Source organism: Thermococcus aciditolerans (assembly GCF_008152015.1).
In the GTDB taxonomy this organism is placed as follows: Archaea; Methanobacteriota_B; Thermococci; order Thermococcales; family Thermococcaceae; genus Thermococcus; species Thermococcus celericrescens.
On sequence record NZ_CP041932.1, the window covers coordinates 1,092,121 to 1,103,932 of the forward strand.

The 11,812-nt window shown below is 54.1% G+C and carries 14 protein-coding genes and 4 tRNA genes; 8 read left to right on the top strand and 10 right to left on the bottom strand.

The window, feature by feature from the left end:
- Position 1 precedes the first annotated feature (1 nt).
- Positions 2 to 1,084, top strand: a complete 1,083-nt coding sequence (locus tag FPV09_RS05980) for a tetratricopeptide repeat protein (protein ID WP_148882731.1) — start codon at positions 2 to 4, stop codon at positions 1,082 to 1,084.
- A gap of 55 nt (positions 1,085 to 1,139) precedes the next feature.
- Here FPV09_RS05980 and FPV09_RS05985 read toward each other — a convergent pair.
- Positions 1,140 to 1,217 (bottom strand) — tRNA-Arg (locus FPV09_RS05985).
- Between the two features lie 106 nt (positions 1,218 to 1,323).
- Here FPV09_RS05985 and FPV09_RS05990 point away from each other — a divergent pair.
- Positions 1,324 to 1,401 (top strand) — tRNA-Gly (locus FPV09_RS05990).
- Positions 1,402 to 1,560: 159 nt separating this feature from the next.
- Here FPV09_RS05990 and FPV09_RS05995 read toward each other — a convergent pair.
- The 6 genes from FPV09_RS05995 to FPV09_RS06020 form a co-directional block, all read right to left on the bottom strand.
- On the bottom strand, positions 1,561 to 1,980 hold the full coding sequence (locus tag FPV09_RS05995) for a hypothetical protein (RefSeq protein ID WP_148882732.1): 420 nt from the start codon (positions 1,978 to 1,980) through the stop codon (positions 1,561 to 1,563).
- A 172-nt stretch (positions 1,981 to 2,152) separates the two neighbouring features.
- Entirely contained in the window at positions 2,153 to 3,490 is a 1,338-nt protein-coding gene (locus tag FPV09_RS06000) for an NAD(P)/FAD-dependent oxidoreductase (RefSeq protein ID WP_148882733.1), read from the bottom strand.
- Positions 3,491 to 3,613: 123 nt separating this feature from the next.
- Entirely contained in the window at positions 3,614 to 4,417 is an 804-nt protein-coding gene (mtnP, locus tag FPV09_RS06005) for an S-methyl-5'-thioadenosine phosphorylase (protein WP_148882734.1), read from the bottom strand.
- Positions 4,418 to 4,457: 40 nt separating this feature from the next.
- Positions 4,458 to 5,759: a hypothetical protein gene (locus FPV09_RS06010; protein WP_148883727.1), complete on the bottom strand. Its 1,302-nt coding sequence runs from the start codon at positions 5,757 to 5,759 to the stop codon at positions 4,458 to 4,460.
- Between the two features lie 90 nt (positions 5,760 to 5,849).
- Positions 5,850 to 6,059 (bottom strand): hypothetical protein, encoded by a 210-nt coding sequence (locus FPV09_RS06015; protein WP_058938200.1) that lies wholly within the window; start codon positions 6,057 to 6,059, stop codon positions 5,850 to 5,852.
- A gap of 74 nt (positions 6,060 to 6,133) precedes the next feature.
- Positions 6,134 to 6,997, bottom strand: a complete 864-nt coding sequence (locus FPV09_RS06020) for a damage-control phosphatase (RefSeq protein ID WP_148882735.1) — start codon at positions 6,995 to 6,997, stop codon at positions 6,134 to 6,136.
- A 449-nt stretch (positions 6,998 to 7,446) separates the two neighbouring features.
- Here FPV09_RS06020 and FPV09_RS06025 point away from each other — a divergent pair, with 449 nt between their 5' ends.
- Genes FPV09_RS06025 through FPV09_RS06045 form a run of 5 tightly spaced genes read left to right on the top strand, consistent with a single transcriptional unit; the run spans position 7,447 to position 10,637 of the window.
- Entirely contained in the window at positions 7,447 to 8,793 is a 1,347-nt protein-coding gene (locus FPV09_RS06025; RefSeq protein ID WP_148882736.1) for a signal recognition particle protein Srp54, read from the top strand.
- Positions 8,790 to 9,029, top strand: a complete 240-nt coding sequence (locus FPV09_RS06030) for an Lrp/AsnC family transcriptional regulator (protein WP_058938203.1) — start codon at positions 8,790 to 8,792, stop codon at positions 9,027 to 9,029. Before FPV09_RS06025 ends, FPV09_RS06030 begins: the two co-directional genes overlap by 4 nt.
- Positions 9,030 to 9,033: 4 nt before the next feature.
- Positions 9,034 to 9,534 carry a YkgJ family cysteine cluster protein gene (locus FPV09_RS06035; RefSeq protein WP_058938204.1) on the top strand — a complete coding sequence of 167 codons (501 nt, stop codon included), beginning with the start codon at positions 9,034 to 9,036 and terminating at the stop codon, positions 9,532 to 9,534.
- Positions 9,535 to 9,588: 54 nt separating this feature from the next.
- Positions 9,589 to 10,305, top strand: coding sequence for a phosphoribosyltransferase family protein (locus FPV09_RS06040; RefSeq protein WP_058938205.1), 717 nt, complete (start codon positions 9,589 to 9,591; stop codon positions 10,303 to 10,305).
- A 5-nt stretch (positions 10,306 to 10,310) separates the two neighbouring features.
- A complete protein-coding gene (locus tag FPV09_RS06045) occupies positions 10,311 to 10,637 on the top strand; it encodes a hypothetical protein (protein WP_058938206.1) in 327 nt (108 codons plus the stop codon).
- Here the strand turns inward: FPV09_RS06045 and FPV09_RS06050 are convergent.
- Positions 10,623 to 11,072: an Lrp/AsnC family transcriptional regulator gene (locus FPV09_RS06050; protein WP_058938207.1), complete on the bottom strand. Its 450-nt coding sequence runs from the start codon at positions 11,070 to 11,072 to the stop codon at positions 10,623 to 10,625. The genes FPV09_RS06045 and FPV09_RS06050 overlap by 15 nt on opposite strands.
- Before the next feature lie 70 nt (positions 11,073 to 11,142).
- On the opposite strand from FPV09_RS06050, the gene FPV09_RS06055 reads away from it, so the two are divergent.
- Positions 11,143 to 11,220, top strand: a tRNA-Arg gene (locus FPV09_RS06055).
- 163 nt (positions 11,221 to 11,383) lie between these two features.
- Here FPV09_RS06055 and FPV09_RS06060 read toward each other — a convergent pair.
- Both FPV09_RS06060 and FPV09_RS11995 read right to left on the bottom strand, forming a co-directional pair.
- Positions 11,384 to 11,471 (bottom strand) — tRNA-Leu (locus tag FPV09_RS06060).
- Between the two features lie 119 nt (positions 11,472 to 11,590).
- The gene (locus FPV09_RS11995) at positions 11,591 to 11,737 is read right to left on the bottom strand and encodes a hypothetical protein (protein WP_168194739.1); all 147 of its coding nucleotides are present in this window, start codon (positions 11,735 to 11,737) and stop codon (positions 11,591 to 11,593) included.
- Between the last annotated feature and the right edge of the window lie 75 nt (positions 11,738 to 11,812).

Consider the following 11,812-nt stretch of genomic DNA (forward strand, 5'->3'; position numbering starts at 1 on the left):
TATGGACACAAAACTCCTCACCGTCAAAAGCCTGCTAGCAGAGAGAAAACGAGAAGAGGCCCTAAACATTGCAGAGGACATAACCGACAGATACTGGCGCGACTACGCCCTCAAATGGGTGGCCGAGGCCTACGCCGAAAACCCCGAGAGGGCCCTGGAGATAGCCCAAAGAATCGTGGCCTCCACCATAAGAGACGAGGCCCTGCGCTCCCTCTCGTATTTATTTTCAAAGGCGGGGAACTTCAAAGCAGCCCTCGAGGCAGCGAGGATGATAACAAATCAGTTCACACGGAAAAAGGCATTTAGGACTGTGAGCAACTACCTCGCAAAGAGCATCATACAGAAAGGCGTTTCGGAGGTAAGGCTGAGTGAGCTCGATCTCACTGACCGCGACATCGAGGATCTGAAGCCCCTCCCGTACGGACTGGCGTACAAGGACGGAAAGATAATGCCGGGCGCCAAAATTCTGCCGATCAAAGGCGAGATGAAAATGGGGATAATACCGCGGTTTGAAAAAAGGCTCGAGGGCAGAACCCCTCCAAAGCCGGTTTTCGCGGGGGAAAATACCGAGAAAACCGAGTACGTCTCAGAGTACATACTCAAGCTCATCGATGAGGGAGACCTCGAGGAGGCAAGGAAACTTGCCAAGGGGCTGGCCGAGCCCATGAGAAGCGCCCTGCTGGAAGAGATTGGAATGAGGTATCTCGAAAGGGGCAACGTTGAGACCGCTGAGAAGATATTCGAGGAACTGGTGCGAGCGGACATGCTGGGGGCAGCACTGATTGGGCTTCACCCTGAGGACGAAAACAGGATACCGTACTATCTCTCCAAGGTGTACAACCCCGCGACCAGACTTTTGGTTATCTACGAAGCCACAAAGAGGAAGGGTGTGAGGGAGGACTTCCTTAGAAGAACCCTTCTCTGGGCCACGGATGAATGGAAGCTCGGCAGGATTTTGAAGTTCCTGGCGTTTGAAATGCTGAACGAAGCTAAACGTACCGGCGATGATGGCCTGAGAAAAACCTCAAAAAGCCTCTTCGAGCTGGGAAAACGCATAGAGAATGGTTCATTCATTAAGTCGTGAACTTTTTTTGAATGGACATTCAGAGGAACATGCCAGCGGTTAGAACAGGGGATTGTGGCGCCCCGGCGGGGATTCGAACCCCGGACCTCAAGGTCCGCAGCCTTGCGCCCTATCCAGACTAGGCCACCGGGGCACTTGCCAGCTAAACCTTCCCGGAAACGCTTTATAAATTTAACCGTCCCGCAGGACCGAAAGATTTATAAATCACCCGCAGGTGAGTATGTAACGGGCCGCGGAGTGCGGTGGTAGTCTAGCCTGGTCTAGGACAGCGGCCTGCCACGCCGCTGGCCCGGGTTCAAATCCCGGCCACCGCACCAATCATTATTCTTAGAAGCGCCTTCAACGTCTTTTGGGGATAACTGCCAGTTCAAGGGTTTATTGAGCAAGTAGCAGAGTACACTATTTAGCCTTATGAAATTTGAGTATATTTGGATATACAAGAGTCATAAATAGAAAGGGTAATAAAATTGATTGTTCTAAAATTTATGATATTTTCGTATGTCTTTTACAAATGGACAGTTGCACTTGTCGAGGATTTCTTCTATAATCTCCTTGTCCCGAGAAGTGACTGAGGAAAAGTCATCTATGTATAATTCACCATTTTTTAATCTAATCTTCACTTCATCAATAGAGCTACGCGTCCAACTGAACCACTTAATGTCCGTTAGAGCCTTGTTTCCTAGTTTATCTTTCATGTCTTCGTAGAGTGAACTAATTATGTTCTCTGCCAATCCTCCTCCAATGCTAGATTTCCCACCAATCCTGCATTCATCAGGAAGGTCTGCTATTATCACATAAGGGATATTTTGGTGTTCTCCGATAGCCACTTCAAAAACAGTAGGAGTTTTAAGATTTCCCTTCCATGCCCAGATTCCACATTCCAGTATCTTGACCATGGCATTCACCTTATAATAGTACTAAAAAACAACTTTATAAAAGTATCTTCTCAAATCACGCTCTTATCAGCCCTTACATAGTTTGTAATTTAATCAAGTTTCTAACATTTTTATAAAAACATTATTCTTATCTTCATCCTTACATTGAAACATCAGATAAAAAGAAAAGCCCCTAAGTCCTCAGCTTCGCCAACGCATCCTCAGCCGCTTGGAGTATCTGGTAGCCGACCGGAGAAGCCGTTAGGAGCGGGTGGGTCGCTATCTGGAGAGTGTAGAGCTCGCTGGCGGTGAGGCGCTTCTGTATCGCGAGGGCGAGAATGTTTATCATCTCGCCAACACTCTTTCCACCAGCTATCTGTGCCCCAAGTATCGCTCCCCTGTCGCGGGAGAAGATGAGCTTAACCGTCACCATCGAGGTGTCCGGGAACTTCGCCGGGTGCCTGTCGGGGCCTTTTCCATAGCCAACTATGACCTCGAAGCCTTCCCTCCTGGCGGCCTCCTCGGTGAGGCCCGCGGCCGCAAGGGTGAGACCGGCAACGTTGGTGGAATAGACGCCTATCGTCCTTATGTTCTCGCGAACTATCTGAAGCTTGAAGAGGTTCGCACCGGCTATTCTGGCTTCGAAGGTGGCCGTTGAGGCGAGCATCAGCCCGTAGGGCCTGCCGGTGAAGAAGTCCCTGTGCTCGACGCAGTCGCCGACGGCAAAGATGTCCGGGTGAGAGGTTCTCATGTATTCGTCCGTCCAGATGCCGTAGCGCGTAATCTTGAGGCCCGCCTTAACGGCCAGCTCAACGTTCGGGCGGTAGCCGATGGAGAATATAACGAGGTCCGCAGGGAGCTCGCTTCCGTCGATGAGCCTCACCCGCTCGACCCTTTCCCCACCAAGGATTCGCTCAACCTGCCCATAGACGACCTTTATGCCCCTCTCCTCAAGCCGTTCCGCGACCATCTCGCTGAACTCCCTATCGAAGGAGCTTCTCAGGAGCCTGCTCCTCACGAGAATCGTCACGTCCTTTCCGAGCTTTCTTATCTCATCGCCGACCTCGAGGGCTATGAAGCCGCCGCCGACGATGACGACCCGCTCCGCGGTTTTAACCCTCTCGCGGAACTCCTTCAGGTAGCGGTAATCTTTCGGGACGGTGTAGACTCCCTCCAGCTCCGAGCCCGGGAACTCCGGCTTCACGGGTTTTGAACCGGTCGCAAGGACGAGCTTCTCCCAGGCGATCTCCTTCCCGGAGGCAGTCCTCACGAGCTTTGCCCTCGGGTCGATCTCAGTAACCTCATCCGTCAATATGTCCACGCCAAGAGGCTCCAGGAACTTCTCGACCGGGAGAATGTCATCGTCAACACTATTCAGCGTGCCAAAGATGTACGGGATGCCACAGGGAATCATGGCGATATCTTCCCTCTTGATGACCAAAACGCTTTTGTCGGGGTAGAACTTCCGGGCCGAGATCGCTGTGGTCAGGCCCCCGGCGCTCGCTCCTATGATAACAACATCGTACTTCATGTTAGACCCCCCTAAAGGTTTTCGGTTATATTTACACACCAAAGGATTTTAACCTTTCGTTAACCTCTGGTTCAAAACACGGGTACTGAAGGTTTCAGCGATGAAGAAAAAATAGCAGAGGAGTCATTCCCCGGTCGCACCCTTCAGGGCGTCCTTACACCCACAGTGCCTCTCCTTCGGGATGTACTTGATGGACTTCATGAGGAGGTACTTTATCTCCTCGCTCTTCTTGGCCATAAGTTCGACGACCTCGGTGTGGGTGAGCTTCTGGGTGCTTATGCCGGCGGCGAAGTTGGTGACGATGGCGACGCTGGCGTAGCACATCTCCAGCTCCCTAGCCAAGGCAGCCTCGGGGCACTGGGTCATGCCGACCAGATCGGCGCCGAGTATCTTGAGCGCCCGTATCTCCGCCCTAGTCTCGAACCTCGGACCCTCCATGCAGGCGTAGGTGCCCGTTGGGTGATAGTCGAAGCCAAGCTCCTTGGCGGCAGTTATCAGGGCCTTCCTGAGCTCGGGGCAGTATGGGTCCGTGAAATCGACGTGGGCAACGAACTTCCTGTCGTGCGGGCTCTCGTCACCGTCGTAGAATGTGTAGTGCCTTGTCTTAGTAAAGTCCAGAAGCTGGTCGAGAACGACGAAGTCGCCGGGCTTCATGGCCTCGTTGAGGGAACCGACGGCAGACGTGGAAAGAATCCTCTCCACACCGAGCTCGTAGAGCGCCCAGATGTTGGCGCGGTAGTTTATCTTGTGCGGTGGAACGCTGTGCCCCTCACCGTGCCTCGCGAGGAAGGCTATCTCCTCCCCGTCGTACTCTCCAACCTTCACCCGAACCTTTCCGTAGGGTGTACTCACGAACTCCTCCCTGACGTTCTGAAGCAGCTTGGGGTCGTATACTCCGGAGCCTCCAATAATTGCTATCCTCGGCATGGCATCACCTGGAAGATGAAAGGGCGGCGGTCTTAAAACGTTAGCCCTTTTCCCAGAGCCCCCTCTGGTACTCCGCCCGCTCCTCGATGTCCTCCCTGACCTCCCCCTCAGTCTGGAGTTCCAGTATCTTCGTCAGTATCTCGCTGAGGAGCCAGGAGCCCCACTTGGCGTCCTTCACCTCAAGGGCGGCGTCAATGGCGCCGTCTATATCCCCTGCATTGAGCTTCGCCACGGCTATGCTGCCAAAGGCCAACGAGCGGAGGTAGTGGCCGCGAACGCGGGAGGCGAATTCCCATGCACCGTCAAAGTCCCCAAGCTTGGAGAGGTACGTGGCAACTTTGACCCGGACCGCGTCGTCTTTAGTCGCGTCTCCAATCCTCCTGACCAGGTCAACATACCTCCGATCGATGTTCCCGGAGAGAAGTCCCACAATTATGCGTCCGGCCAGTTGTTCAAACTCTTCCCCCTCGACACGGTCAAGGAGTCCGGAGAGGACGTCTGTCTTATCGAGCGAGGTTTCCACTATGCCCTCAAGGACGGCCCAGCGCTGTTCCGGGGGAAGCTTCTCCACGATGTTCATCACAAAGTCCAGTTCCCCCTGGTTGCCCAGCCCAACAAGAAGGGATTTCAGCACATCAAAACCTGTCTCGCCCGAGAGAGACAGCGCTATATCAACGAACTTCTCATAGGTGGCCTTCGGAACGTCGGAGTGTTTGAGATGAACCGCAACTTCCCTCATCGCTTCCCCAAGCCAGTACTCGCTCTTAAGCTCCGAGAGCACCCTGATCGCGCTTCCAAACTCCTCCCTTTTGAGGTGGGTTTTTATGGTCTCAACCGCGGCGATGGAGTGCCATGGTTCACCCTCTATACCCTCAACGACAAGTCTGGCCCTGCGCATGTTGCCACGTTGGAGGTACGCCCCGAGTATTTTGAGCAAACTGTCGTTCCGCTTTACCTGATCCTTAATGTCGACGGCATAAAAGAACGCATCGTCAATCCGCTCGAGGTTCAGAAGTTTCGATACAAGTTCCAGAAGCAGGTCATCCCTCACAGGCTGGGGAAACTCAACAATCGCATCATGTGCCTGCTGAAACACCTTCATCGCGGTTTTGGGGTTTACCGAATTCAAATAGAATGCGATCTCTATGAGGGCCTTTGCCATCACTACGGGATTCTCTATTATGGACGCGGCATTTACGGCGTACTTAAAAGCGCTTTTGTATTCGGGGTCTTTAACCCGATACATGTAGTACCCAATTTTAGCGTAGGTAACCGCCCGCAGGTACTTATCCCTTATGTCGGAGGCCAGTCGCAGAGCCTCACGATAAACGTCAGCCGCCATTATTTCCACCGGAAAATTTACGATATGGAAGTATTTAATGGTTTCCAACGGCCAAAACAGAATGGGCATAATTAGTCAAAAAGCGAAAGTTCAGCCAAGGTCGTCGTAAACGACGCCGACGACTTCACCATCGTCAAGGGAAACGAAGCTTACTTTTGTCTTTTTGCCGCTCTTGGGGTCGACCACAACAAAATCTGGCTTGGACAGGTAGTTACTGCGCGGCATCCTCCAGGCATCGCCGTAATGAGCCTTTAACTCCCTCAAAAACCTTTCCGCATCTTTCCGAATTACCGTTGTCATAGATATCACCATGAGTATATACCACTTGAAAATATAAAAAGGTTTCTAATAGACATTCGTCAAAGATAATATCGTCAATCGTCTATTTTTCCGCCCCTCACACAGAGCAGTGAGCCCCTCTCGACACCAAGCTCGCGGGCGATTGGAGGGCACTTGGCCTTGAGGAGGAAGAACACCCTACGGTCCCCCAAGTCGCTCAGGGTCTCAAAGTTGGCCTGTCCCTTGGCAATTATGACGTCGGCGGCGTTGAAGATTCTCCGGAACTCCTCGGAGGCGTATTCAAGCGGAGTGCCCGGAAGCCTGGAGCCCGTGGAGACGACCTCAGCAAACTCGTCGAACCCCGCCTCCAGCAGGTCCCCGACCGTGGCGTCATTGATTATTGGGCCGTCCTTCGCGGCCACGTATATCCTCAGGCCGGGAAATCTCCCGCGTATGAACTCAAGCAGCAGCCTGTCAAAGTACACCTCCCCGCAGTTATCGGTGAGGTAGAGCAGCACCCCGGCGTTCTCGAGCGCCCTGAGAAGCTCATCGCTGTGGTCTATGCTAAGCTCCTCCCGGGTCACTCCAATGATGTCCTTCTCTATCTTTGAGGGGTCGTAGCCAACGGCGAAGTCTATGATGTTGCCCGCTATCGCCAGCTTAAGAGCGGTTTTGAAGTCCCCGGGAACCCCGAGATCCTCGGCAGCCCTTTGGGCCAGCTTTGTGGAGGTCTCCTTGTAACCGCTGAACGGGTCATCGTCCCCCAGAAAGCGGTACAGTTCAAGGAATAGCATACCCCCGCTCACCGCGGGAATGGAATCCTCCCTGAAGAGCTCGCCAAGCTTCCCGGCCACGAAAAGCATGGCCCTCCTGCGCTTTTCAAAGTCCCCGGCACTCATCTCGGTTATCTTCTGAGCCTGGTTAACGGCACAAGCGATGCACTCATAGTGGATCCTCATAACACCACCGGGGTAAAAATAGAACCGCACCTTATTAAAGTGAGGGATGATTCAACCATCAAGCCCTCAGCGTTTCAACGTACGCGAGCTCCTCGGGGATGGACTTACGCTTCCTCCTCTCCATCTCCCTCTCGAGCATGTACCCGTACAGATGGGCCATCCACATCATCTGTGTCACCTCCGTTCCGCCATTCCCAGTAATACATGGTTCTGTAGAGGTTTAAAAGCTTTGTCGGCCCGCAAATTTCCACAAATGACCTCTAGAGTTCTTTATTCCTTCAAAAAAGCAGCGTCGTCCGCCTTTGTAGTTAAATGTACATGCATGTTCGATGAAATCTGCCCTGACGTTCCCGATTATGAAGAAAGCGCACATTAGAACATTGCATTGTTCCGGGAACCGACCCAACTGTTTATAAACTTTAGAGACGCCATCACTACGGTGAGAGAAAATGGCCCTAGAGAAGCTTGGGAAGGCACTGAACAGCGCCCTGAAAAAGCTCGCCCGCTCAAAGACCGTGGACGAGGCGACGATAAAGGAGGTAGTGCGAGATATACAGAGGGCACTCATCCAGGCGGACGTTAACGTAAGGCTCGTTCTCCAGCTGACCAAAACCATAGAAAAGAGGGCCCTTGAGGAGGAACCCCCTGCAGGGGCTTCAAAGAAGGAGCACATAATCCAGATAGTCTACGAGGAGCTGACCAAATTTCTCGGAAAGGAGGCCAAACCCCTCGAGATAAAAGAGAAACCCACCGTACTGCTCACCGTCGGAATCCAGGGTTCGGGTAAAACAACCAGCGTGGCGAAACTTGCGAGGCACCTCCAGAAGAGGGGCTACAAGGTGGGCGTCGTCTGCTCGGACACCTGGAGGCCAGGAGCCTACTACCAGCTCAAGCAGCTCCTCGAACCGTACGGAATAGAGGTCTCCGGCGATCCCGAGGAGAAGGACGCAGTCAAGCTCGCCTACGAGGGCGTCGAGTACTTCCGGGGGAAGGACGTGGATGTCATAATCGTGGACTCCGCCGGAAGGCACAAGGAGGAGTCCGGCCTTATAGAGGAAATGAAGCAGATAAGCCAGGCCATAAAGCCCCATGAGGTCATACTGGTCATAGACGGAACCATAGGCCAGCAGGCGTATAACCAGGCCCTGGCATTCAAAGAGGCAACGCCAATAGGCTCGATAATAGTCACCAAGCTCGACGGTTCGGCCAAGGGGGGTGGGGCCCTCTCGGCCGTCGCCGCAACTGGCGCCCCGATAAAGTTCATTGGTGTTGGCGAGAGGATAGACGACCTCGAAGCCTTCGATCCGAAGCGCTTTGTTTCGCGGCTCCTGGGAATGGGAGACATCGAGGGACTTCTGGAGAAGCTCGAGGAGCTCCAGAAACAGCAGGCCGTCAGCGAGGAAGACCTAGAGAAGTTCCTCAAGGGTAAGTTCAACCTAAAGGACATGTACGCCCAGCTCGAGGCGATGCAGAAGATGGGACCGCTGAAGCAGGTTCTTCAGATGATCCCGGGACTGGGCTACTCCCTGCCGGATGACGCCGTCAGGGTGGGTGAGGAGAAGCTCCGGAGGTACAGGATAATCATGGATTCCATGACCGAGGAGGAGCTCGAGCACCCGGAGATAATCAACTACTCGAGGATCAAACGCATAGCCCGCGGCTCGGGAACCAGCACCGCCGAAGTAAGGGAGCTCCTCAACCAGTACAATCAGATGAAGAAGATGTTCAAGAGCATGGACAAGAGGAAGCTGGCCAAGATGGCCAAGAGGTTTAACTTCGGGGGGTTCGGCATATGATGGAAGCGTTTGTCCTGGTTGTTGTTAAGCCCGGAACCGAGGAGAAGGTCTATGAGATCCTCCGGGGCAACGAGAAGATAAACGAGATATACAGGGTCTATGGGGAGTACGACCTGATCCTCCGCGTGGAGGTCGGCAGCATAGAGGAGCTGGACAGGTTCCACGACGAGGTTCTGAGGAGGATAAAGAACATCGAAATGACGGAGACGCTGATAGCGAGCTCCTACAGGGGGTGAGGGGTTGGAGAGGCGGTGGGTTGCCACCATCGACCTCGAGACCCTGGAGGTCGAGCACGACCTCACCTTTAAATTTAAGTGCCTCGAAAACTGCGGGAAATGCTGCTACGAGCTGGAGATACCCATCCGGGATGAGGATATAGCCAGGATAGAGGAACTGGGCTACAGTGCCTGGGAATTCGTGGACTACGATAAGATGTTCTACCGCGGAGACAAGTTCCTCAGCTACGCCCTCAAAAAGCGTCCCTTCGACGGGGGCTGCGTTTTCCTTGATCCCGAGACCATGCGCTGCAAAATCTACGACCACCGGCCCCTCGCGTGCAGGCTCTACCCATTCGTCTTCGTGAAGCACGGAAAAAAGATGGAAATCTACGTCAAACAGGACTCCTTCTGCCCCGGCATCGACCATCCCGAGGGGGAGCCCGTGACGAAGGAGTTCCTCCTCAGGGAGTACGGCGACGTCATAGAGGAGTACCGCAGGAAAGTTGTGAAGAGCCGGGAGTGACCGAAACCTATTTATACATTTTCTTGTTAATTCAGGGGCACCGGAGGTGAGAGCATGAGTCAGCTGAAGTCCGTGCAGGAGAAGCTGAGACTGGTCAGGGTGCTCAGACTGCTCAAGAAGACCTACACCTACGAGGAGCTCTCCAAGATAACGGGCCTCCCCATCACCGTGCTGAACAGATACGTGAGGGGAAAGGTCCTGCCAAGCGCCGAGAGAACGAAGGAGCTCCTCAGTCTGCTCCTCCCGTACATCAACGTAGAGGAGGAGGTCAGGAAGAGGATAAAATTCGACGAGTACGGGTTCTTTGACAACATGCCCGTCCTCAGCGACACGGCCCTGATGAGCCTCATAGCGGAGGACGTGGCGAGCAGGTACATGGACAAGAACGTCGATAGGGTCCTCACAGCCGCAACGGACGGAATAGCCCTCGGCGTCCACGTGGCGAGGGAGCTGAACGTCGATGTTGTCTACGCCAAGAAGAAGAAGGAAGTCGGTGTTGAGAAGTTCTACGAGGTCAGCTACGTGCCGAGCGCCTCGGGAAGCGTCACGACGCTGTACCTCCCGCAGTGGGCCCTCAAGAAGGGCGAAAACGTCCTCATAGTTGACGACGTCATAAGGAGCGGCGAGACGCAGAGGGCGCTCCTGGAGATGTGCCGGCAGGCGGGGGCGAAGCCTGTTGGGATGTTCTTCCTCATAAGCGTCGGGGACGTTATAGAGCGGCTGCGTGAGGAGTACAGCATCCCCGTGGAGAGCCTCATAAGGCTGGAGTGATCCCCATGAAGGTGTTCATATACAACGCCGACGGCCTGACGATTCCGGTGGAGGTCGAACCCGGCCTCCCTTTTAAATTCAGATGCACCGAGGAAGAGTGCGGGAAAGAGGTGGTCATAGAGGGAGTGGTGCGGCACGCAGACGAGGCAGAGTTCACGCGGGTTCTCAGAGATACCATCGCGGAAAACCCCGACTTCAAAAAGATACTGGAGATAACGGCGAGAAACCTGATTTTTGAGGGCAAAGTCAACGGGAAGGAAGTCATCCTTCCGGTTGAGAGCTTCGACGACTTTGCGAAGCGATTCCTGGACGAGGTTCTAGTCCTCCGTTAGCTTTAGCCTCGTGTCCTCTTTAACCACCTGCATCGCAACGCTCGTGTTCGTTTTTTCCACCCCATCGAGAGAGAGCAGCCACTTAACGAAGCGGTTCATGTCTGCCCTGTCCCTGAACTTCGCCACCAGGACTATATCGAACTCACCGGTTATGTCGTAGACCAGCATTACCCTCTCGTTTTTGGCTATCTCACGCTCTATATCCAGGATGCGCCTCCCCTGGGCCTTGACACCTATAACCGCGGTCAGCCCAAAGCCGAGCTTCTCGTAGTCAAGGATCGGAGCGAATCCCCTGATTACACCCTCCTCCTCCATCTTTTTGATGCGGTTGTACACGGTTCCAACGGCCACTTTGAGCTCCCGCGCTATCTCACGGTACGACAGGCGGGCGTTTTCCTGGAGCAGTGAGAGTATCCTTAGGTCAAGTTCGTCCACCGTATCCCACCCCCTCCCGAGTAGACCGTAAACTTTAAATACCCTTCCCTTGGAGGGAATAGCGGGCAGTGGACCGGTAGCCTAGCTAGGATAGGGCGGCGGCCTCCTAAGCCGCAGGTCCGGGGTTCGAATCCCCGCCGGTCCGCCATAACCTGTTCTGCATTGAGTCCGAATTCAAAAATTCACACCCCCATCTTGACCCCTGATATGGAGGCGCGCAACCTATCACCGCTTAATTCTTTCAAACAACGTCCCTTCAAAGCGGTAGACATTTCCAGAAAGTCGTCAGAACACGTTCTTGAGAAGAACTGTGGTGCGGGGGAGGGGATTTGAACCCCTGAACCCCTGCGGGAGTGGATCTTGAGTCCACCGCCTTTGACCAGGCTCGGCAACCCCCGCGCCTAAAGGCGAATTCACCACCAAAGCGCCACTCCTAAGGAGCGTTACGGCCGTCACGACCTCCTCAACCGTCAAATCCTCGGACAAAGCCACCTCGAGCAGGCTCGCGACCACTCGGCTCACGTTATCCCAGCGCTCCTTGGCCTTCCTGTAAACCTCTGGAGGTAGCGTAATGTGCAGACGCGGTGAAAGGCGCTTCCTGGCCTTCCGCTTCCGCGCTCCAGCCTGCTCCTGCTCCCCCGCTTGAGAGTGTCCGGACACTCCACCCGATTTTACCATGACGAAAACCCCCACTGAACTTTATAAATTTTTAGGCTAAAAGCCTTTTCCATTGAACGGCC

Coding starts and splice junctions, on each gene's coding strand:
- FPV09_RS05980 (WP_148882731.1), top strand. CDS start 2: ATGGACACAAAACTCCTCACCGTCAAAAGCCTGCTAGCAGAGAGAAAA.
- FPV09_RS05995 (WP_148882732.1), bottom strand. CDS start 1,980: ATGGTCAAGATACTGGAATGTGGAATCTGGGCATGGAAGGGAAATCTT.
- FPV09_RS06000 (WP_148882733.1), bottom strand. CDS start 3,490: ATGAAGTACGATGTTGTTATCATAGGAGCGAGCGCCGGGGGCCTGACC.
- mtnP (WP_148882734.1), bottom strand. CDS start 4,417: ATGCCGAGGATAGCAATTATTGGAGGCTCCGGAGTATACGACCCCAAG.
- FPV09_RS06010 (WP_148883727.1), bottom strand. CDS start 5,759: ATGGCGGCTGACGTTTATCGTGAGGCTCTGCGACTGGCCTCCGACATA.
- FPV09_RS06015 (WP_058938200.1), bottom strand. CDS start 6,059: ATGACAACGGTAATTCGGAAAGATGCGGAAAGGTTTTTGAGGGAGTTA.
- FPV09_RS06020 (WP_148882735.1), bottom strand. CDS start 6,997: ATGAGGATCCACTATGAGTGCATCGCTTGTGCCGTTAACCAGGCTCAG.
- FPV09_RS06025 (WP_148882736.1), top strand. CDS start 7,447: ATGGCCCTAGAGAAGCTTGGGAAGGCACTGAACAGCGCCCTGAAAAAG.
- FPV09_RS06030 (WP_058938203.1), top strand. CDS start 8,790: ATGATGGAAGCGTTTGTCCTGGTTGTTGTTAAGCCCGGAACCGAGGAG.
- FPV09_RS06040 (WP_058938205.1), top strand. CDS start 9,589: ATGAGTCAGCTGAAGTCCGTGCAGGAGAAGCTGAGACTGGTCAGGGTG.
- FPV09_RS06045 (WP_058938206.1), top strand. CDS start 10,311: ATGAAGGTGTTCATATACAACGCCGACGGCCTGACGATTCCGGTGGAG.